This is a genomic window from Hyphobacterium sp. (genome assembly GCF_043584775.1).
Classification (GTDB): Bacteria; Pseudomonadota; Alphaproteobacteria; order Caulobacterales; family Maricaulaceae; genus Hyphobacterium.
The window spans coordinates 1,099,370-1,120,554 of record NZ_CP121327.1 but is presented as its reverse complement, the minus strand read 5'-3'; the positions used below and the strand labels follow the sequence as shown (position 1 = coordinate 1,120,554).

The following is a 21,185-nucleotide window of genomic DNA, read 5'->3' as shown; positions in this document are numbered from 1 at the left end:
CGCTTTAGCGAACCGGCTCTTTGGCTTTTTTCTTGCCGCTGCCCTTGGGCTTTTTCGGCTTCAGGCGGTCACCCGGCGTGATGTCGAAATCGAGACGGTCCTTGTCCGCCGCATCGACATCCACCTTCACCAGACCACCGGATTTCAGCTGTCCAAACAGGATTTCATCCGCCAGCGGCTTCTTGATGTGCTCCTGGATGACGCGGGACAAGGGCCGCGCACCGAACTTTTCATCATAGCCGCGCTTTGACAGCCATTCCGTCGCCGCATCGCTCAATTCAAACGTAATCCCGCGATCCGCAAGCTGGGCTTCAAGCTGCAACACGAATTTTTCCACGACCCGGCTGACAATCGGCTGCGAAAGGCCGGCGAATGGAATGATCGCATCCAGACGATTGCGGAACTCCGGCGTGAACAGTTTTTCAATCGCCGCCACATCATCGCCTTCTCGCTTGTCGCGGCCAAAGCCTATGGCTTCTTTCGCGGCATCCGACGCCCCGGCATTCGTGGTCATGATCAGAACCACATTGCGGAAATCGACCTTCTTGCCATTGGCATCCGTCAGGCTGCCATGATCCATGACCTGCAGAAGAATATTGAACAGGTCCGGGTGGGCCTTCTCGATTTCATCGAGCAGCAGAACGGCATGTCGATGCTGATCAACCGCATCGGTCAGAAGACCGCCCTGATCGTGACCGACATAGCCCGGCGGCGCACCGATCAGGCGCGACACCGTATGGCGCTCCATGTATTCGGACATGTCGAAGCGCAGGAGCTCGACACCGAGGATGGACGCCAGCTGCTTGGCCACTTCGGTCTTGCCGACACCGGTCGGACCGGAGAACAGGTAATTGCCGATCGGCTTTTCCGGCTCGCGCAGTCCGGCGCGGGACAGTTTTATCGCCGAAGACAGCTTGTCGATCGCTTCGTCCTGACCAAACACCACATGGCGCAGATCAGACGGCAGGGATTTCAGCGCCACCTCGTCATCCTTGGAGACAGATTTTTCCGGGATGCGGGCAATCTTGGCGACAACGGATTCGACCTCTTTCACGCCAATCGTTTTCTTGCGCTTTGAGGGCGGCAGAAGCCGCATGCGGGCCCCGGCCTCGTCGATCACATCGATAGCCTTGTCCGGCAGTTTCCGGTCCGTGATATAGCGGGAGGCCAGATCGACGGCTGTCTTCACCGCTTCATTCGTGAAGCGCACATCGTGGAAGTCCTCGAAATAGGGCTTCAGCCCCTGAAGGATTTTCACCGTATCGTCCCGGCTTGGCTCGGTCACATCGATCTTCTGGAATCGCCGGGCCAGCGCACGATCCTTTTCAAAGTGCTGGCGGAATTCCTTGTAGGTCGTCGACCCCATGCAACGCAAACCGCCGGACTGAAGCGCCGGCTTGAGGAGGTTGGAGGCATCCATCGCCCCGCCAGACGTCGCACCGGCACCAATGACGGTGTGAATTTCGTCAATGAAGAGAATGGCGCCATCGCGCGCTTCCAATTCCTTGACCACCTGCTTGAGGCGCTCTTCAAAGTCACCGCGATAGCGCGTTCCCGCCAGCAGCGTGCCCATATCAAGGGAATAGATCGTCGCATCCTGAAGCACTTCAGGAACGTCTTTCTCGACAATCATGCGGGCCAGACCTTCGGCGATGGCCGTTTTGCCGACGCCGGATTCACCGACCAGCAACGGGTTGTTCTTGCGGCGGCGGCACAGCACCTGCACGCAGCGTTCGACCTCGGATTCGCGGCCGATCAGCGGATCCACGCCGCCTTCGCGCGCCTTGGCGTTCAGGTCGACGCAATAGGCCGACAGCGCATCGCCGTCCTTTTCGTCATCCTCATCCAGCTCGTCTTCCATGGCGCCACGAACCGGCCGGGCTTCGCTTTCGCCCGGTCGCTTGGCAATGCCATGGGAAATGTAATTCACCGCGTCATAGCGCGTCATATCGCGCTCGGCGAGGAAGTGTGCGGCATGGCTTTCGCGCTCGGCAAAGATCGCCACCAACACATTGGCGCCCGTCACCTCTTCGCGACCGGAATTCTGGACGTGGATGACCGCGCGCTGGATGACGCGCTGGAAGCCGGCGGTGGGCTTGGCATCTTCATTATCATCGACGGCCAGATCCCCCAGTTCGGCGTCTACAAAGGCCGTCAGCGTCGATTTCAACTCCCCCAGATCGACATCGCACGCCTTCATGACACCGGCGGCATCCTCGTCATCAACGAGGGCCAGCAGCAGGTGTTCCAGCGTGGCGTATTCATGACCACGTTCATTCGCAAACCCGAGGGCGCGGTGAAGCGTGTCTTCGAGAGAGGTTGAAAATGAGGGCAACGTCTATTCCTTTTCCATCGTGCATTGCAGCGGATGCTGCGCTCGCCGGGCCAGATCCATCACTTGCGCCACCTTCGTTTCGGCGATTTCGAAGGTGAACACGCCGCATACGCCGACGCCATTCTGATGGACATGAAGCATGATCTGCGTCGCTTCTTCCGGCGACTTGTTGAAGATCCGCATCAGGACCTCGATGACGAATTCCATCGGCGTGAAATCGTCATTCAGCATGACCACCCGGTACAAAGACGGCTTTTTCGTCTTTGGGCGGGTGCGTGTGGCAACGCCCGTCTGGCGGTCGGGGTTACCGGGTTTATCGCGGCGCTCAGTCATCGATTCGGCTCGTCGCTGTCTGCCTATTAGATAAGCAAGCTTTGCGCCCTGGGAAGGCCTGAAGCGCGATCGTCAACAGCTTCTGTTCAATCTGGAGCCAAATTGTGACACCGGATCGTTCAAAATCTGGCACGATTCACATTACCAAAGGGCAAAAGAAAAAGGCCCGGCGGAAAAGACCGCCGGGCCAGTTAGGGAGAATGTGTCGGGCAGTTCGGGGGAGAACGACCTGCCCGAAATCAGCTCTAGCGAGCCGACTGAACCATTTCGACCGATGCCGCGACGCGGTCATTGATCGGCTTGGTTACTTCCTTGACCGCACCGGCATACAGCTCGGAGGTCTTGGTCATTTCGGCCATGAACATGTCCATGGAGGATTTCACGAAATCGGTTTGAACTTCGATCATGTCCTGAACGGATTTGGCTGTGGTCAGCGCCTTGGTGGCGGCAACAGCGGATTCCATCGACGTCTTGGCATAGGCCACGGCGTTGGTGTTCAGAACTTCGGCATTCTTGCCAGCTGCGGTGGCAGACGCGATCACAGCTTCAACATTTTCCTTCTGGAAAGCGTTCAGCTCGTTGACCGACTTCAGCGACTTTTCAAAACCTTCCTTGAAGGCCTGATTGCCGGCAGTGGTCATTTGTTCGATCGTCTCGTTGGCAGCAGTTTGAGCGTTTTTCATAACTTTGGTGTCCTTTTTCGGGGAGGATTTGGTTTTTGCCTTGGCGGGCTTGCGAGCTACGGTCTTTTTTGCCGTCGCTTTCTTGGCCGATGCCTTCGGGGCAGCTTTCCTGGCGACGCGCTCGGTCCGGGCCTTTTTGGCAGCCGGTGCTTTCACCGTCTCCGTCTTGGCTTCGGTTTGCGCCGTCTCGGCAGCAGGTTGTGCGGTCGTGTCTGTCATTTTCAATCTCTTCAGCGACTCATTTGTTCGCGGTTGCAGCATTTGTATGCCAAACCTTCGCAGGCGCGTCAACAAAATTGTTGCGCTGCACAATAAATAATTTGTGTTGGCTTTAACGACCCGGAAACGGGTGTGAGGTTGGATATCGCCCTATGTATGTATGGCGCTGCCTCTTCCTCTCACTAATTCTCCTCCTGTCGTTCGGACTGGCACCCGAAGGTCAGGCCGACACACGCCGCTATGCGGCTTTTGTTGCGGATGCGAATACGGGCGATGTGCTGCACAGCCGCCTGGCGGACGCCCAACGCTATCCCGCCTCGCTGACCAAGATGATGACGCTTTACCTGCTGTTCGAGGCCATCGAGGCCGGTGAGCTCTCCCTGTCCGACACCCTCACCGTCTCCCGCATTGCGGCCAGCCAGCAACCATCCAATCTCAATCTCTCCCAGGGCGATACGATTACCGTCGAAACGGCCATCCGGGCTCTGGTGATCAAGAGCGCCAATGATGTCGCGGTCGTTGTGGCCGAACAACTGGCCACGACCGAACGCGCCTTCGCCGTTGAGATGACGGCTCGGGCCCGCGAGCTGGGCCTGTCCAACACGACATTCCGGAATGCGTCCGGCCTTCCCAATTCGCGGCAGGTTACCACCGCACGGGACATGGCGCGGCTGACCGTTGCCCTGCGCCGCGACTTTCCGCAATACATGCCGTATTTTTCAGAGCGCAGCTTCACCTATAACGGCCGCACCTATCGCTCCCACAATAATCTGATTGGCCGCGTTGAAGGCGTGGACGGCATGAAGACCGGTTATATCCGGGCGTCGGGCTTCAATATCGCGACCACGGCCGAGCGCGATGGCCGCCGTCTGGTAGCCGTTGTGATGGGCGGCCCGACCGCCGCCTATCGGGATGCCCATGCCGAGCAATTGATCAATGCCGCGTATCGCTCGCTGGAAAACCGCGAAGCCCTGATCGTCGCCGCACGGGATCTCACGCCCCGTTTGAATCCCATTCGCGAGCAGGACATCATCGCTACCCAGATTGCCGCCCTTGACCTGTCACCGCCGGTTGCGCAGGGCGATGGCGACAGCCTGCCGCCCCTGCGTATCGAGATGACCGATGATATGGGCGCAGCGCCGACAAGTGCTCATGCTTCAACGGACGTCGAGCCTACGCTCATAGCCCTATCGGATGATCCGGCAACGCGCCCATCCGGCTGGGCCATTCAGGTTGGGGCTTATGCCGATGAGGCCGCCGCCCGGGCGCGTCTCGAAACGGTGCAAAGCCTGGCGGACGAATTGGGCACTGCCGAAATGTACACGCCGCGCTTTGAAGCCAATGGCCGCACCCTCTTCCGTGCACGGTTCACAGGCATAAACGCTACGACCGCCCGCGCGGCCTGCGCCCGGCTCGCCGCCCGCGACGAGCCCTGCTTCGCCGTCGCCCCCGGTAGCTAGTCTTTCAAGAGAAGATCGCGCGCCTCGGTCAGACGCCGCGACAGACCATCTGTTCCACCGGAATCGGGATGCACGCGCTTCATCAGGGTGCGGTACGCTGTCCGGATTTCCTCATCGGATGGCTGGCCCTCCAGCCCCAGTATATCGAGCGCGTCTTCGCGGCTGATCGTCGGCGCGGTGGGCGTTGTGGATTGCTGACCATTCCGGCCGGGCTTGGGGCGAAACCCCGCTCCAACAGCCATCATGCCAATGCCGAACGTCGCCAGCGGCGCGCCCAGAATGGCCAGACCCCGAAGCGTAAGAAGGCCACCGAAAATGGCCGCCGCCAGGCCGAGCGTGATCCGTGACCAGCGCGCGGCCTCTGCCGTCTCCATACGGGCAAAGGCGCGGGAGACCAGCACCAGAATGACAAGGGCCGCAAAGCCCAGAAGCAGAAATGGCATCAGAAGGGAATCTTTGTGTCCGCCAGTTCGGGCAACTTAAGGACCGTCAGCAGATCGCGCAATTCCTGACGCGCGGCGACATGGCTCATCGAGAAGGCGACCGCCGATCCGTCTTCGGTCAGGTCCAGCAAGGTCAGGCCCAGTGGAAACAATTCGCGATAGATCACCCGTTCGGCAAAGCCCGGCGCCATGCGGAAACCGATCCGCTCCGACAATTTCTTCAAGCCATCCCCGACGCGCCGCTTGTTGCGCGCATCAAGCTGGGACATGCGATTGCGCATCACCACCCAGTCAATCGAGGTCTTGTCGCGCCCCGCGCGCTTCTTGCGGCAGTCCCAGACCATTTCCGAATAGACGCTCGGCCGGCCGACTTCAAAAGTCTGCGCATCAATTTCCGCCAAAAGGTCGAAATCGATGAAGCTGTCATTCACCGGCGTTATGATGGTATCCGCCACCGCATGCGCCAACCGGGAGTAATACGTGTCCGACCCCGGTGCATCGACGAGGATAAAGTCGTGCTCGGCCTTCAGCTCGCTGAAAACCGCCTGAAAGCGGGCATCTTCTTCGGCTTCGGCTTCATCCAGATTCCGCAGCGCACTGGCCTCAAGGCGGACTTCCTTGGGAATAGGCAGTTCAACGCCATAGCGCTCGGCCCAGTCGCGCCGGTTTTGAAGATAGCGGCCAAACGTGCGCTGTCTCAAATCGAGATCGATGACGCCAACCGATTTTCCCATCCGCATCAGGGCGATCGACAAATGCATGGCGACGGTCGATTTGCCGGCCCCGCCCTTTTCGTTGCCCACAATGATGACATGCGCGCCCTTATTCCGTCGGATCAGACGAAAGCGGCCCGGACGGTCTGTTTGCGTCGAAAAATTCATGGAAACACCGGATGTAAGGACGAACTCTTACCCCTTATAGAGCAAGTCCGGTGCCATGCCTAACAACTGATTCGATTTGTGAGAATTATTACCGGCCCAGAGCCCGGCCCGTAAAATCAGTCACGGCGCACCATCCACCCGCCGCTTCAACCTCGCGGCATGCCGCACGGGCCTCGGCATCGGTATCATACGGACCGGCCTTGAGGCGCAGGAAGATGCCGCGCGAACCCAGATCGGCCTCCTCCACCCGCGCGGTCCGAGTCCCCAGAAGGTCCGGGAAAAGCACTTGCAGCGATTGCCAGCCTGCGACCGCATTTTCCTCAACGCGGTAGGACGCCAGATGAATGGCATGAAACAGGCTCTGACCGCCTTCGGGGTCAGGTGCAACGGGGTCGGGCTCGGGCAAGGGTTCCGGCGGAGCCGCCAGCCGCAAGGCCAATGTCCGCATCTCGTCCTCGACCGCATCCAGCGCTGCGGGATCGTATCGCGCGCGGCGGTCGAGATCGGCAGCAAGCCGCGCCGCCATCTGCGCGCTGGGTGTTTGCGCAACCGGCGTGGCCGACGGCAAAGGCGCGCTGTCCCGCGTTGTCATGCAGGCGCTGAGCGAAAATCCCAACAGAAGGATGAGGCCATGTCGGTTCATGTTTCGTGTGTAGCGCGAGTCGCATGGCTTGCGTCCAGAGCCAAGCCGCATTATCCGCCCATTATGAGTGATTTATCCGCCCTGCCCCTGCCCGCGACCGCTGAACTCGGCGTTTTGCGTCAAACCGTTGCCGATTGGCGGCGGCAGGAATTGAAAATCGGCTTTGTGCCGACCATGGGCGCGCTCCATGAAGGCCATTTGTCCCTGATCCGGCAGGCCCGCGAAAACGCTGACCGGGTCGTGGCCAGCATTTTCGTCAATCCGACGCAATTTGCGCCCGGCGAGGACTTTGACGCCTACCCCCGCACACTGGAAACCGACGCCGCGAAGCTGGCGCATGCGGGATGTGATCTGCTCTATGCCCCCGTAGCGTCCGACATGTATCCGGAGGGGTTTTCTGCGAGCCTCACCATCGGCGGCCCCTCGCAGGGTCTGGAAACAGATTTTCGCCCGCACTTCTTCCAGGGCGTCGCCATCGTGGTGGCCAAGCTCTTCAATCGGGTCCAGCCCGACATCGCTGTCTTTGGCGAGAAGGATTATCAGCAATTGCTGGTGATCCGGCACATGGTCCGGGATCTGGACCTGCCGATCGAGATCATTCCGGGCGCAACGCTGCGCGAACGCGATGGCCTCGCCCTCTCCTCGCGTAATGCCTATCTGTCGACTGACGAGCGGCGCGTGGCCGCCAGCCTCAGCGAAATCCTCGCCGCCTTCGCGCATGATCTCTCGACCGGATTTGACTGGGAAACTGCGCAGGGCAAGGCGCTCGCCAAAGCCGCCAATGCCTTTGAGCGGGTCGATTATATTGAAGCGCGTTGCGCCGAAACGCTCGCCCCGCTGCCGCCCGGCCCGGCGCATCAGCCCGCGCGCGTCCTCGCGGCGGTCTGGCTCGGCAAAACACGGCTCATCGACAATATGCCGGCGGTCTAGCCTACCAGGCGCCGATCTCGATCAGCTTGCGGCGTAAATCGGGCGGCAGGCTTTCACCCCCCGCCGCCGGATCGCTGATATCCATGGGCGCTTCCTCGGCCTTGAGATAACGCCAGCCCTGGAAGGGCCGCCGCGCGGCTGGCGCCGTCCGGATGATTTCCGGGTCCATGACAATCGCGCAGCGGCGGATACCATCCTCGCCCATCACCTCATCCAGCGACACAATGCGCTGGCGGCACTGGATGACCCGTTTGATCACCCAGTAAAGCGACCCGCCATTCAGCAATTTCTCAGCCTGTTTGGGAAACATTCGCGTGACATGCACCGAGTGCAGGGGCTCGCCCCGCGCCGCCTGCTCTTTCGAGCGGCGGGCGCGGTACGCCTCGAGGTCCTCGACACTGTCGACACCCACGCAGAGTTTGAGGAGATGCAAGGTCATGACGTCAGAGCTAGGACGTTTCTCCTAGCCCGCCAAGTCACGGCTCGACATATTCCACATCGGAAAAATCGAAACGCACACTTTGCTGCTGCCGCTGGAACAGGGCACTGACATCCACCACCGTTGACATCGAGGTCATGACGGGGGCCGGAAGCCCTTCAAAGCGTTGAAAGTCCATGACCATTTCAAACTCATGGACGCGCGCGGCCGGATTGGGCTTGAAACTGGACGGAGCGAAAATCCGGATACGATCGACATGGCCCGCACTCGCCAGCGACAATTCGCCCGACAAATGCTCTGCCATGGCATCAGCCTCGTCTGATTCCGGATCCAGATCAGGACTGAAAGTATAACCGCCGCCGGATGTCCGCTCGACATTCCCGGCAATCATGCGCGCGGTTTCGGAGGTGAAAAACAGGCCCCCGCCACTGCCAACCGAAATCGACCGGCCTTCATCGCCGTCATCGTCATCATCCGGCGTATTCATATCGACCCACATATCGGCCAGCTCTCCGGAAAGGGAATCCGGGCTGGCAGGCGAGATCAGCGTCCATTCCTCACCATCGGCCTGCGCGCCATCGAACCGCAATTCCATGGCGTCGTCATTCATCGACACGCGCATGGTAAACCGCCAGACGGCATCATCTGGGGCGTCATACCCCAGTGTCAGCGCGTCGGCCAAAGGCTGTGGATAGGTGGAAGTGTCGGAATATGAAGCGGCTGAAACGATCAGCGCAGCCGCAGCGGCAGCAATAATTCTCATGCAAAAATCCCTTTGCCCGTCAGATGCCCCGCCGCGCAAAGGGATAGCCTTGCCAGATTTATTTCGCCAGAGCTTTATGCCGCGCGGTCGCGGAAGCCGGTGGGCGAATCCGCATCAATATCGAATGTGGTTTCACTCTTCGGCATCGGCTTGGTGTGCCGCCACAGCTTCTTGGCCATCTTGGAGAAGACCAGCTTCATATAGGCGCCGGGACCGGCTGCTTCGGTCGATTTCGGGTCCATGCCGAACCGGCGGCGCAATACGCCATTGGCATGAAGCACACCGTTCTTCAGCATGGATTCCGGGGTCACGATCTCCATCGTCACCGAGACATTCATGCCCGAAAGATTCTGAACCCGGTGCGGCCCGTGCAGCGGCCAGGAGGTGAACATGCCCGGCTCCAGATCGACCGCTTCGCACTCATCATCCCAGCTGGGTTCGAACGGAAGGTCTTCCGTTTGCTCCAGATGCAGGATCGCTTCCATGCGCTCATCGGTCAGGAAGGGCGCCGTCGCCGGATAGATGCGAATGCGCTTCTTGCCGCGTACATGCCAGAGAATGGTTTCCGAAACATCGGAATGGATAAACACCTGAGCGGTGGGCGATGAAATCAGGATTCCGCTTTCCGCATTCAGCGCGCGATAGCCGGGATTAAGGCGTTTCATATCGGCCATCATCTGGTCGAAGAGCGGCCGGTAGACCGGGTCAACGCACATCGCTTCGCGCAGATTGATCCACAGCTTGCCGGCGCGAACCGCTTCCAGCATCTCCATGCCGGACAGATCGCCCGGATCGCCCGCACGCCAGCTATCGGCGCCCTCGTCCAGATCGCCCATCGTGCAGAAATCGGTCAGATCGCGCGGATGCCGTTCGATCAGCGCCGCCAGCGCTTCATCGGAAAACTCCGGGCGCTGATGCAAATCGTGCTGCCCGACCACCACCTTTTTGCGGAAGCCGGATTGGGCGTCACTGCCCCAATCCGTGACAACACGTTGTGTATTCTGGGTTTCGCCTGTCCCGTTCATGGCCATCTCCATCATTCCCCTCTCAGGAGAGCAAGGATCGGGCCAATTCCGGCTATACTATACGCCGTCACCCTCCGACTTGCCTGCCCTCGCGAAAGCGGGGGATCGGAGGGCCTCTTTGACATCGAGGTCGTCCGGTCAAGCCGGACGATGACGCAATTTATTGAAATCAGGCCGCCGCCTCGTCCTCATCGGCCAGGGTGACAAGCGCATCGCCCTCCCCTACCTGATCCCCGGCAGCAATCGAGACCGAGGCAATCACGCCATCGCGCGGGGCGGCCAGGGCGTGCTCCATCTTCATGGCTTCCAGCACGAGCAGTTTCTGACCCTTGGTGACGGTATCGCCTTCGGCAACATTCAGCGACAACACCTTGCCGGGCATGGGCGCTTTCACGAGGCCACCGGCCTCAGCACCGTCGGCGGCGGCATCGGGGCGCGGCAGGTTGAACCGGCTCGCGCGGCCATCGGAGAAAACGATGACGCTTTCCGCCTCCGAAACGATCCGGCCGGACGTGGCCATCCCGTCCAGAATGAAGGTGTCGTCACCGACGCTCGCGCTGATGGTTTTCCCTTTGACCGGGGCCGCATTCAAGGCGACATCAAGGGCATCGCCTTCATATTCCAGACGTAGCCGGATCTTTGCGTCTGCATTGGCGCGAAATCCGTCTTTCAAAGCCCAGGGATCATTGGAATTTGCCACCTGATCGCGCTCCAGAAAGGCGCGCGCCGCAAGCGCAGCGTCACGTTTCGGCGCGCCGGTCGGAATCAGCGTATCGGCTTTCTCTGCGATCAGGCCGGTTGAGAGCCGCGCGGCCTGAAAATCATCATCGCGCAGGCAATTTCCCAGAAATCCGCCATTGGTCTTGACCGGATACACCCGCGTATTGGCCAATGCGGACAGAGAGCGCTCGATGGCGGCATCCCTGTTGGCACCAAAAGCGATGATCTTCGAGATCATCGGATCATAGTGCATCGAGACTTCGCCGCCCCGCTCCACCCCGCTGTCCACCCGCACACCGTCTATGCCGCGCGGAAAGTCGAGTATGTCCAGCCGCCCGATACTCGGCAGAAACCCGTTCGCCGGGTCCTCGGCATAAAGCCGCGCTTCAATGGCATGGCCCTTCAGGCGGATTTCATCCTGCTCTGGCACGGAGCCGCCAGCAGCAACCCGCAGCTGGAGCTCGACCAGGTCCAGCCCGGTCACCATCTCGGTCACCGGGTGTTCCACCTGAAGGCGGGTGTTCATTTCCATGAAGAAGAAGCCGTCCTCGCGCAGTGCGCCCGAGCCATCGACGATGAATTCGACCGTGCCCGCGCCTTCATAATTCACGGCCTTGGCGGCCTGAACCGCGGCTGAACACATGGCCGCACGCACATTCGGCGTCATGCCCGGCGCGGGGGCCTCTTCGATGACTTTCTGATGGCGACGCTGCAGCGAGCAATCACGCTCAAACAAATGGATCACGCGGCCCCGGCTATCCCCGAAGACCTGCACCTCGATATGGCGCGGATTCTCGATGAATTTCTCGATCAGCACTTCGTCATTGGAAAACGAGGACTTGGCTTCGCGCTTGCAGCTATCCAGCGCATCAAGGAAATCGCCGGACGCCTCGACCTTGCGCATGCCCTTGCCGCCACCGCCCGCGACCGCCTTGATCAGCACGGGATAGCCGATGGCATCGGCGGCATTCTTCAGATGATCAGGATCCTGATTGTCGCCGTGATAGCCGGGCGTCACCGGCACGCCGGCGTCTTCCATCAGCTTCTTGGCGCGATCCTTCAGCCCCATCGCCTCGATTGATTCCGGTGACGGGCCGACAAATTTGATACCCGCTTCCGCGCAGGCGCGCGCAAATCCGGCATTCTCCGACAGGAAGCCATAGCCGGGATGAATGGCGTCTGCCCCGGTCTGCTTGGCCGCCTCAAGGATCTTGTCCGCCCGCAGATAGCTTTCCGAGCTGGGGGCCGGCCCCAGCAGAACCCCCTCGTCGGCTTCCTTGACGTGCGGCGCCTCGGCATCGGCTTCCGAATAGACAGCCACCGTGCGGATACCCATCCGCTTGGCCGTGCGCATCACCCGGCGGGCAATCTCACCACGATTGGCGATCAGGAGGGTTTTGAACATGTCAGGCCTTTCCCGCTTTTGGCGGTCCCGCGCGGTGCACTGCCGCGACGAGCACAAAACTGATGATCATCAGGAGATACCACGATCCGAGCTTTTGAATAGACACCGGGCTCCAGTTGACGCCGTCCTGATGCGGATAGGACCAGGCGCGTGCATAGGTCCCGATATTCTCGGCAAACCAGATAAAGAGCGCGACCAGCAGCAGGCCAACGACCATCGGCATGAAGCGGTGCTTTTCATCCGGCCGGAACCAGATGACGCACGGGCCATAAATCGCCAGCGTCGCCGCATAGAGCGTCAACCGGATATCGATGGTGAAATGATGGGTGAAGAAATTGATGTAGATGGCCAGCGCCAGAAGACCCTGCAGCCAGAGCGGTGGAAACCGGTCGAAGCGGAATTCGAAAATCCGCCAGACCCGCGCGATATAGCTACCGACAGACGCATACATGAAGCCGGAAAACAGCGGCACGCCCAGAATCCGCAAGTAAGCCTCCTCCGGATAGATCCAGGACCCGGCCGACGTCTTGAAGATTTCCATCACGGTGCCAACGATGTGAAAGACGAGGATCACCCGCGCCTCCTCCCATGTTTCCAGTTTGGTGATCAGGAAACCGGCCTGAATGGCGATGGCGGACAGGGTCAGGAAATCATAGCGCGGCAGAAGGGCTCCATCCGGATAGAACAGGAAGGTGCCGAGCAGGAGCGCCACCATCGCCCCGCCAAACAGGCAGGCCCATGCCTGCTTGATGCCGAAGGAAATGAATTCAAACAGGAATTGCGTGACCGGTCCGCGCACATAGGCCGTCCGCCACGCCTCCCGGCGCGCATGCAGCCATGAACGGGGATTTCGGAAAACCTCCAGCGCGGATTACTCCATCCAGCTCGGCTTGCGCTTTTCAAGGAAAGCGGTGAGGCCCTCCTGCCCCTCTTCGCTGGCCCGACGGTGCGCAATCCGCTTGGCGAGATCATGCATCAGGCCGTGATCAATCTTGTGACCGGCAACATCATCAACCAGCGTCTTGGCATCCGCGATGGCACCGGGTGCCGCACCAAAGCCGAGCTTGGCGACATATTCGCCCATATCATCGAGCTCATCGGCGGTATCGACGACATATTGAACCAGTCCGATCATATGGGCGAATTGCGCATCAAAGCCTTCTGCCGTGGCAAACAGCGCCTTTGCCCATTTCGGGCCGATGGCGCGCACAACAAAGGGCGAGATTGTGGCCGGCGTCAGGCCCAGCTTCACTTCCGAAAAGCGGAATTTCGTATCCTTGACCGCAATGGCGACGTCACACGCAGCCACAAGGCCGGAGCCGCCGCCCATCGCCGCCCCCTTGACCAGAGCGATGGTGAGTTGCGGCAGATGGAACAGCTTGTAGAGCATGCCGGCCAGCGCTTCGGCATCCTCGATATTCTGCTCGCGCGTATAGGTCGCGGCATCCTTCATCCAGTTGAGGTCACCACCGGCACAGAACGTATCGCCCGCCCCTCGCAACATGACGACGCGCACTTCATCCGTATTCCTGGCCAGAAGATCGAATGTCTCGCTCAGCGCGTTGATCGTTTCGCGATCAAAGGCGTTCTTCTTGTCCGGGCGATTGATCGTGATGACCGCCAGCTCACCGGGGGTGACATCAAGAAGGACGGGTTGTGGGTCGGACATGGGCAAACTCCTGTTCAGATTTGTCTCTCGTCTAACGCGTCTCGCGATAAAAGAAAAACGGCGTATTGTCTGGATCATAGAAGCCGAATTCATAATTGCCCCACGGTTTTTCCGCGAGCGGCGAAGTGATGAACCCCATATCCTTCCATTCGGCATAGAGTGTCTCGACCGCATCGGTCTCCAGCCGCAAGGCCATGGTCTGGGTGTAGCCGCGCTGTTCTTCGGTGAAGGTCTGCAGATGCAGCGTCTGGTCACCGCGTGACACACCCGCATAACTGGCGGATTCCGGCGGAGCCTCATCAGCGAAGGCGATCTGAAAACCCAGGCTTTGCCAGAAAGCCAGCGAGCGTTTCATGTCCGTGACCGGTAAAACCGGGTGAACCGAAAACCGTTCTGTCATGGGACCTCCGCAAAGAAAAAGCCGCCGACCCGAGGGCCAGCGGCTTTCTAGTCAGATTGTCCGCGATGTCAGTCGCCGCGGAAAATCATGCCCTTGATCCCACCCAGGATCAGGATGCCGAAGAAATAGGCAATCGCGAGCGCGCCCGCATACAGCCAGTAATTCATCTCGGTTGCGTTGGAGGCCACGACACCGAAGTCAAAACCGTCCATGCCGCCACCGCGCACCATCGGCATGACAATGTCCACAATCAGGTGGATGATGGTGGCAACGATGGTGAAAATCAGAATTGCACCGGCGGACCGGAGCAGAATCGCCATGACAAGGGCAATAACGCCGAACTGGATCGCCAGCGGCATCCAGTTCACCACTTCACCATTGCCGGCATAGGTCAGAAGGCCAGGCTCGAAAAACGCGTAACCCTGGTCAAACCAGCCGCGTGCAGTATCCAAAAATTCCATGGCGTTATTCCCCTCGGTTTCGCCCACGCGCCCTCATACTACCCCAGAAAGGGCGCTTTGTTAAAACATTCTTAGGAAAAGACACCGCTGGCAAGCCCACTCGCGTCTCAGGGGAAGGAAATTTTTCCAACCACTTGTCCGCCCATGCCGCCTTTATTGCGAGACAATCGGAATCTGGACCTCGTGCCGGCGAAGCGGAAGCGGCGTCCAGGGCGGGCTGTAGGAGGCATAGACGGGCGCGCCCGCCGCTTCATAGCCATTGGCGGCCATCCATGATGTCAGTTCGGCCTCGTGCTGGCCAATTGTCTCGCTGGTGCGGCGCCCGCGGAACTTGATCACCGCCATTTGATGAGCCGCCACTTCGCGGATATTCACCGCCGGATTGTTGGGGCGCGGCAAGGTCTCCATCGTCCAGTCTTCCGGCATGATGAATGCCACCGTCCAGCGATCATCGCCGGAGGGGGTGGAGGTGACAGGTGCGGTCATATCAATCGACTGGCCCCTGCTGGTCGTCACCGGAGCGGTCATTTCGATGGACTGCCGGGGCGCATTATTGCCGAAGATATAGTCGGCCAGCGGCCTGAAACCGCGGCTTCCGGCCTCTTCGCGCGACCCGCTGACCTCGACTTCAGCAACAATCATCGGCGCATATTCGCGGACCTCGATATCGCCCTCACTACGCAGGACGGTGTGGCTCGGCTCATCAGCGGCCATGGCCTGGCCTCCCGAGAGGGAAAATATGGCAGACAAGAAAGCAAGAATGCGCATGGCGGCCTCGTATCGTTTTCATACAAGGTCATACGCTCGCGCACGCGAATTGGATGACTACATCCTGAAAACGCCGAACCTGGTGTCCGGGAAGGGCGCATTCATCGCGGCGGAAAGCGATAGCGCCAGAACGCGCCGCGTATCCGCCGGAGCAATGATGCCATCATCCCAGAGCCGCGCCGTCGAGAAATAGGGAGAGCCTTCCTTTTCATAGAGATCGCGGATCGGCTGTTTGAAGCTGTCCTCCTCTTCGGAAGACCAGTCTTCTCCCCTCGCCTCCATGCCGTCGCGCTTGACGGTGGCGAGCACGCTGGCGGCCTGTTCGCCGCCCATCACCGAGATGCGGGCATTGGGCCACATGAACAGGAAGCGCGGAGAATACGCCCGGCCACACATGCCGTAATTGCCCGCGCCATAGGACCCGCCAATGATGATCGTCACTTTCGGCCCGGCAAAACAGGACACCGCCGTCACCAGTTTGGCACCGTCTTTGGCAATGCCGCCCGCTTCGTATTTCGAGCCGACCATGAAACCGGTGATATTCTGCAAGAACAGCAGCGGGATTTTCCGTTGCGCGCACAATTCGATGAAATGCGCGCCTTTCTGGGCGCTTTCGGAAAACAGGATGCCATTATTGGCAATGATGCCAACGGGCATGCCGTGCAGGCGCGCAAAACCGCAGACCAGCGTCTCGCCATAAAGTTTCTTGAACTCGTCGAACTCCGACCCATCGACGATGCGGGCGATGACTTCGCGCACATCATAGGGGGTTCTGAGATCCATCGGCACCACGCCGTTCAACTCGTCCGGATCATAGGCCGGCTCGACCGGCTCGGACACATCCTGAGTCGAGGTCTTGGTCGTATTCAGCGTGCCGACAATTCGCCGCGCCAGAAAGAGCGCATGCTCGTCATCCATGGCGTAATGATCGGCGACGCCGGACTGGCGCGCATGCACATCCGCACCGCCGAGATCCTCGGCCGAGATCACCTCGCCCGTGGCCGCTTTCACCAGAGGCGGTCCGCCGAGAAAGATCGTGCCCTGCTTGCGCACAATTATGGTCTCGTCCGACATGGCCGGCACATAGGCACCGCCCGCCGTGCACGACCCCATCACCGAAGCGATCTGCGGAATACCCGCCGCCGACATCTGCGCCTGATTAAAGAAAATCCGGCCAAAATGCTCGCGATCGGGAAATACTTCTGACTGGTGCGGCAGGTTCGCACCGCCGCTATCGACCAGATAGACACAAGGCAGACGGTTCTGCATGGCGATTTCTTGCGCCCGCAAATGCTTCTTCACCGTCATCGGATAATAGGCACCGCCCTTGATAGTCGGATCATTGCAGACAATCATCACTTCGCGGCCAGAGACGCGGCCGATGCCGGCAATCATCCCCGCGCCATGGACATTGCCTTCATACATGCCATTGGCCGCCAACGCGCCAACTTCCAGAAACGGTGAGCCCGGATCCAGCAGACGCTCCACGCGGTCACGCGGAAGCAGCTTGCCACGCGACAAATGCTTTTCGCGGGAACGCTCGGATCCACCTTCCGCAGCCTCGGCGGTTTTCCCGCGCAATTGATCGACAAGGCCGAGCATGGCCTCCCGATTGGCCTTGAAAGCTTCGGAATTCGGATCGGCTGCAGATGTCAGTCGGCTCATGAAAACGCCCCGCATTGATTGGAGCCAATTAAGCCGGGTGCGGCCTCCGGCGCAATGCCATGCGTGCATCCAGTTCAAGGGCGGCATGCATCACACGATCGAACCAAACGGGAGAATGATGATGAAACGCCTTCTTGCCGCTGTCCTGCTGGCCGCTGCTACACCGCTCACCGCCTTTGCGCAGGATGAGCGCCCGCAAGTCATGGTACTGGGTACGTTCCACTTCACCGGTGGGGGCAGTGACTATGTCCAGGGCCAGGTGGATGACTATCTTGCGCCCGCGCGCCAGGCCGAAATCGAAGCGCTTGTGGAAAGCCTCGCCACTTTCGAACCAACGCGCATTGTCGTCGAACTGGTTCCGGAAGCGGAAGATCGCTTCAACGCCGCCTATCAGCGATATCTGGCGGGCGAACACGAACTGACCGTGAATGAGCGTCAGCAGATCGGCATGCGGCTGGCCGCTCGGCTCGGCCATGACCGGCTATATGCCGCTGACTATCAGAATGGAATGGATTTTCAGGCCATGATGGGCGCTGCGGAAGAAAACGGTCAGACCGGACTTCTAGGCCGCCTGCCGCGCTTGCGCACGGATATCGAAGCGCTGGAAGCGGAACTCAATCGCCCGGACGTGCTCATTGCCCAGCGCTTGCGCGTGTACAACACGCCGGAATTTCTGGCGGAGCATAACGTCTATCTGACGCTTGCGCAGATGGGATCGGTCGAAAACCCGGCTGGCGCCGATGAAATGGCGGGCTGGTGGGGCCGCAACCTCCACATCTTCGCGCAGATCGCGCAGATATCGGAGCCGGGCGACCGGATTCTGGTCATCTACGGTTCCGGCCACAAATTCCTGCTGGATCAGTTCTTCCAGGACGCCGCCGAATTCGAATGGGTCGACACGCTGGATTACCTGCCGACGGAATAAGTCGCACTCCGGGCTTGCGCCCGGCGCCGCTTGAAGGAAGGCTCTCCGGGACATACCGGGGAGCCTTTTTCATGACCTATTCCAGTTTTGCCGTCACACAGGACGGGCCGATTGCACGGATCACGCTGAACCGTCCGGACAAGCGCAATTCCATGACACCGGAATTCTGGGCAGAATTGCCCGATGCGGTGGGCAAACTCTCCGATGAGGGTCAGACCCGCGTTCTGATCCTTGAGGCCGAGGGACCGGTCTTTACCGCCGGTATGGACATTTCGGTCTTCACCAACCCGAACGCGCTGGCGACGGACACATCCTCGCATCGCGAAGCCTTCATGACGGCGGCGCTGGCCCTGCAGGACAGCTTCACCGCCTTCGAGACCGCGCGCTTTCCGGTCATCGCCAGCATCCAGGGGCCCTGCGTGGGTGGCGGCGTCGACATGATCTGCGCTTGCGACCTGCGCTTTGGCACGCAGGATGCCTGGCTCAGGATCGAGGAAACCAATATCGGCATGTTCGCCGATGTCGGCACCTTGCAGCGTCTGCCCAAGCTGATCCCCGACGGCGTCGCGCGCGAACTGGCATATACCGGCGAAAATCTGACGCCCGAGCGCGCCGAAAAACTTGGCCTTTACAATGCGGTGCTGGACGATGCGGACTCGCTTCGCGAATATGTGGACCGCATCGCTTCAACAATCGCATCAAAAGCGCCGCTCACCATTTCCGGCACAAAGAGATCCTTCCTCTATGCCCGCGATCATTCCGTTGCGGACAGCCTGCAACATGCCATGACGCTGCAAGCTGCCTTGTGGACCACGGAAGACATTGGCGAAGCCATGACGGCCCGGGCCGAAAAGCGCGCCGGCCATTTCACGCCCCTGACGCCGGTCAAACGCATGGGCCGTTCGTGAGTGTTCGCGGCAGTTGCCATTGCGGGAATATCGGATGGGAAACGGCGGCCCTGCCCGAATGGCTGACAAAATGCAATTGCAGCTATTGCCGGAAGAGCGCGGCACTTTGGGGGCGCACCAACCTGGAAACAACACAGATTGACTACCAGACAGACAAGGTGATCCGCTATGTCCATGGCGACAGGACCCAAGCCTTTGTCTCCTGCGGAGTTTGCGGCTGCACCACGCATTGGGAAAGCCTGGATCACATCACGCCACGGCAGATGAAGCTGAATTTCGCAACAACAAATGACCCGATCCCTGAATCAATTCCGGTGCGCCTGTTCGACGGTGCCGATAGCTGGACCTATCTGGACGCATAGTCACATGACCCGAAAACGGGGGCGACTATGCAACGCAGATGCGAACCCCGTTGGCCGGTGGCATACAACATGCTAGGGGCCCGCTCTCAGCGAAATTTGTTCGGGAAGCTTCATGATGAGAACATTCTGCGCCCTGTTGGTCACCGGTCTGCTCGCAACCACCGCCCACGCCCAGCTCTTCACCTCCATCGCGCCAGAAGCTCGTACGAGCGTTACCAATGGTCCGGCCGTCACCTATTTCGCCTCCGCGATCAATTCGGGCAGCGAAACGCTGACCAATTGCCGGCCCATTCCGGGTAATTTCCCGGCTGCAAATTTTGGCTATCAGACCGTCGATGCCAACAACCAGCTGACGGGCAGTCCGAATACACCGGTCAATATCCAGCCGGGCGCCACGCAAGGCTTCCTCTTGAGCTATACACCCGGGTTCGATCCCTATGCCGGTCTGGTCGACGGGCGCATCAGCTGTGATGAGCGCGAGTCTCAATACACACCCTATCTGAGTGGCACTCTGGCCATCGAAAGCGGTGTTCAAATCCCTGATATCGTCGCCATCAGCGCGACGCCATCCGGCGACGGCGTCATTCGTCTCAACCGTATGGGCGGCGCTGGCGTCATGGCTGTGGCCGCCGTCAATATCGGTGTTGCCGGGCAGGTTTTGATCACGCCCCAATCACTGGGAACATTCCCAGGCTTGGCCACATTCGAAGTCTGCGAAACAGATGCGTCCGCTCAATGTATCGGCGCGCGCGCCAGTTCGCTGACAGTCAACTTCGGTGCCAATCAGGTCCGAACATTTGCGGTATTCGCACGGGGCAATAGCCGGACCAATATCCCCTTCTATCCCGACATTATCCGCGTCCGCCTTGTGCTTTCCGCGACGTCAACGGGCCGGCCGGTCGGATTGACGAGCGCCGCACTTACCAGCCCTGCGCCAGAAAATCCCACTCAGGCCGCCGGGATTTACGGGACCTTCTATCAGGAGCCTCAGGGCGTTCGCGGTGGAGCCGAGGAGCGGCTGGACTCAGGTATTGCCGCCATCTTTCCGGACGGCCGCACTTTCCTCTGGGGCAGAGGCGGTATTTTTGGTGGCGGGCACACCGAATGGCTCTCAGGCACCCGGAACACGCCCATCGAGAACAACCGGATCGTCAGCGATGCGTCGCTCCTCCATTTGAGCGTTGGATCCAGCGTCAGAACCGTTGACTGGACCCTCAATCTCAATCCCGAACTCGGAATGACCGGCCGGTATAATGGGAGCAACCTGCCCAATGACAGCGAATTCACCACGATTGACCAATCCGGGCGCGTCCGCGGCGTCTGGCTGGGTAATCTGAACCGGCGTCAGACCGCCTTGGCGGACCTGGCAGGCAATTGGCTGGTGGTTTCCGGCAATCAGGTGGTGGGTGATATGACGATGGATGCATCCGGAAATGTCGCCAACGGCCGCTTCAGAATATCCGGATTTACTGGATGCCAGTATTCTGGCGGCCTGACTCAACCCGACGAGACACTCAACCTTTTTGCGCTGAATTTGACATTTGCGAACCGTACCAATTGCGGTGTTCCGTTTAATGGCAACGCTTTTGGAGGCTTTACCGCCATTGACGTGGCCGCAGACGGGCCCATTCCGTCCGGCGGGCAAATGATCATGTTCGTTCAGGATGACGTTCCGGCAGAACGATCAGGCTTCAGCCTGTTGCTCGTGAAGGCCTGATCAGCGCTTCTGGCTTGTGCGGAAGGCAGGC

At 59.9% G+C, this 21,185-nt stretch carries 22 protein-coding genes; 6 read left to right on the top strand and 16 right to left on the bottom strand.

Translation table 11 applies throughout. The features are described 5' to 3' along the window. Nucleotides 1-4: 4 nt before the first annotated feature. The 3 genes from clpA to P0D52_RS05490 all read right to left on the bottom strand — a co-directional run bounded on the left by clpA (nt 5) and on the right by P0D52_RS05490 (nt 3,570). A complete protein-coding gene (clpA, locus tag P0D52_RS05500; RefSeq protein WP_394694423.1) occupies nt 5-2,335 on the bottom strand; it encodes an ATP-dependent Clp protease ATP-binding subunit ClpA in 2,331 nt (776 codons plus the stop codon). Nucleotides 2,336-2,338: 3 nt separating this feature from the next. Next, nucleotides 2,339-2,668, bottom strand: coding sequence for an ATP-dependent Clp protease adapter ClpS (gene clpS / locus P0D52_RS05495; RefSeq protein WP_187167563.1), 330 nt, complete (start codon nt 2,666-2,668; stop codon nt 2,339-2,341). A 245-nt stretch (nt 2,669-2,913) separates the two neighbouring features. Further along, a complete protein-coding gene (locus tag P0D52_RS05490; RefSeq protein ID WP_394694422.1) occupies nt 2,914-3,570 on the bottom strand; it encodes a phasin family protein in 657 nt (218 codons plus the stop codon). A 152-nt stretch (nt 3,571-3,722) separates the two neighbouring features. On the opposite strand from P0D52_RS05490, the gene P0D52_RS05485 reads away from it, so the two are divergent. Continuing rightward, a complete protein-coding gene (locus tag P0D52_RS05485; protein WP_394694421.1) occupies nt 3,723-5,030 on the top strand; it encodes a D-alanyl-D-alanine carboxypeptidase family protein in 1,308 nt (435 codons plus the stop codon). Here the strand turns inward: P0D52_RS05485 and P0D52_RS05480 are convergent. The 3 genes from P0D52_RS05480 to P0D52_RS05470 form a co-directional block, all read right to left on the bottom strand. After that, complete coding sequence (locus P0D52_RS05480; protein WP_394694420.1) at nt 5,027-5,473, bottom strand: J domain-containing protein; 447 nt, start codon at nt 5,471-5,473, stop codon at nt 5,027-5,029. The two genes, P0D52_RS05485 and P0D52_RS05480, sit on opposite strands and share 4 nt — an antisense overlap. After that, complete coding sequence (locus P0D52_RS05475) at nt 5,473-6,354, bottom strand: division plane positioning ATPase MipZ (RefSeq protein WP_394694419.1); 882 nt, start codon at nt 6,352-6,354, stop codon at nt 5,473-5,475. Before P0D52_RS05475 ends, P0D52_RS05480 begins: the two co-directional genes overlap by 1 nt. Before the next feature lie 88 nt (nt 6,355-6,442). Next, a complete protein-coding gene (locus tag P0D52_RS05470) occupies nt 6,443-6,946 on the bottom strand; it encodes an SPOR domain-containing protein (RefSeq protein WP_394694418.1) in 504 nt (167 codons plus the stop codon). Between the two features lie 114 nt (nt 6,947-7,060). Here P0D52_RS05470 and panC point away from each other — a divergent pair, with 114 nt between their 5' ends. Then, nucleotides 7,061-7,927 (top strand): pantoate--beta-alanine ligase, encoded by an 867-nt coding sequence (gene panC, locus P0D52_RS05465; RefSeq protein WP_394694417.1) that lies wholly within the window; start codon nt 7,061-7,063, stop codon nt 7,925-7,927. Between the two features lies 1 nt (nt 7,928). On the opposite strand, the gene P0D52_RS05460 is transcribed toward panC, so the two are convergent. The 10 genes from P0D52_RS05460 to P0D52_RS05415 form a co-directional block, all read right to left on the bottom strand. Next, nucleotides 7,929-8,366 carry a DUF1489 family protein gene (locus tag P0D52_RS05460; RefSeq protein WP_394694416.1) on the bottom strand — a complete coding sequence of 146 codons (438 nt, stop codon included), beginning with the start codon at nt 8,364-8,366 and terminating at the stop codon, nt 7,929-7,931. Nucleotides 8,367-8,403: 37 nt separating this feature from the next. Continuing rightward, the gene (locus P0D52_RS05455; RefSeq protein WP_394694415.1) at nt 8,404-9,129 is read right to left on the bottom strand and encodes a hypothetical protein; all 726 of its coding nucleotides are present in this window, start codon (nt 9,127-9,129) and stop codon (nt 8,404-8,406) included. A 74-nt stretch (nt 9,130-9,203) separates the two neighbouring features. Beyond that, nucleotides 9,204-10,154, bottom strand: a complete 951-nt coding sequence (locus tag P0D52_RS05450; protein ID WP_394694414.1) for a hypothetical protein — start codon at nt 10,152-10,154, stop codon at nt 9,204-9,206. A 169-nt stretch (nt 10,155-10,323) separates the two neighbouring features. Continuing rightward, nucleotides 10,324-12,279, bottom strand: coding sequence for a biotin carboxylase N-terminal domain-containing protein (locus P0D52_RS05445; RefSeq protein WP_394694413.1), 1,956 nt, complete (start codon nt 12,277-12,279; stop codon nt 10,324-10,326). A 1-nt stretch (nt 12,280) separates the two neighbouring features. Then, entirely contained in the window at nt 12,281-13,078 is a 798-nt protein-coding gene (locus tag P0D52_RS05440; protein WP_394694412.1) for a DUF817 domain-containing protein, read from the bottom strand. Nucleotides 13,079-13,150: 72 nt separating this feature from the next. After that, nucleotides 13,151-13,948 carry an enoyl-CoA hydratase-related protein gene (locus P0D52_RS05435; protein ID WP_394694411.1) on the bottom strand — a complete coding sequence of 266 codons (798 nt, stop codon included), beginning with the start codon at nt 13,946-13,948 and terminating at the stop codon, nt 13,151-13,153. A gap of 31 nt (nt 13,949-13,979) precedes the next feature. Continuing rightward, nucleotides 13,980-14,348: a VOC family protein gene (locus tag P0D52_RS05430; RefSeq protein WP_394694410.1), complete on the bottom strand. Its 369-nt coding sequence runs from the start codon at nt 14,346-14,348 to the stop codon at nt 13,980-13,982. Nucleotides 14,349-14,416: 68 nt separating this feature from the next. Then, the gene (locus P0D52_RS05425) at nt 14,417-14,809 is read right to left on the bottom strand and encodes a hypothetical protein (RefSeq protein WP_394694409.1); all 393 of its coding nucleotides are present in this window, start codon (nt 14,807-14,809) and stop codon (nt 14,417-14,419) included. A 153-nt stretch (nt 14,810-14,962) separates the two neighbouring features. After that, nucleotides 14,963-15,523, bottom strand: a complete 561-nt coding sequence (locus P0D52_RS05420; protein WP_394694408.1) for an SOUL family heme-binding protein — start codon at nt 15,521-15,523, stop codon at nt 14,963-14,965. Between the two features lie 111 nt (nt 15,524-15,634). Next, entirely contained in the window at nt 15,635-17,242 is a 1,608-nt protein-coding gene (locus P0D52_RS05415) for a carboxyl transferase domain-containing protein (protein ID WP_394694407.1), read from the bottom strand. A 121-nt stretch (nt 17,243-17,363) separates the two neighbouring features. On the opposite strand from P0D52_RS05415, the gene P0D52_RS05410 reads away from it, so the two are divergent. The 4 genes from P0D52_RS05410 to P0D52_RS05395 all read left to right on the top strand — a co-directional run bounded on the left by P0D52_RS05410 (nt 17,364) and on the right by P0D52_RS05395 (nt 21,154). Then, nucleotides 17,364-18,167, top strand: a complete 804-nt coding sequence (locus tag P0D52_RS05410; protein WP_394694406.1) for a DUF5694 domain-containing protein — start codon at nt 17,364-17,366, stop codon at nt 18,165-18,167. 71 nt (nt 18,168-18,238) lie between these two features. Next, nucleotides 18,239-19,075 carry an enoyl-CoA hydratase-related protein gene (locus P0D52_RS05405; protein ID WP_394694405.1) on the top strand — a complete coding sequence of 279 codons (837 nt, stop codon included), beginning with the start codon at nt 18,239-18,241 and terminating at the stop codon, nt 19,073-19,075. Further along, on the top strand, nt 19,072-19,437 hold the full coding sequence (locus P0D52_RS05400; protein ID WP_394694404.1) for a GFA family protein: 366 nt from the start codon (nt 19,072-19,074) through the stop codon (nt 19,435-19,437). The genes P0D52_RS05405 and P0D52_RS05400 overlap by 4 nt, the downstream gene beginning before the upstream one ends. A 112-nt stretch (nt 19,438-19,549) precedes the next feature. Then, nucleotides 19,550-21,154: a hypothetical protein gene (locus tag P0D52_RS05395; RefSeq protein WP_394694403.1), complete on the top strand. Its 1,605-nt coding sequence runs from the start codon at nt 19,550-19,552 to the stop codon at nt 21,152-21,154. Nucleotides 21,155-21,185: the final 31 nt, after the last annotated feature.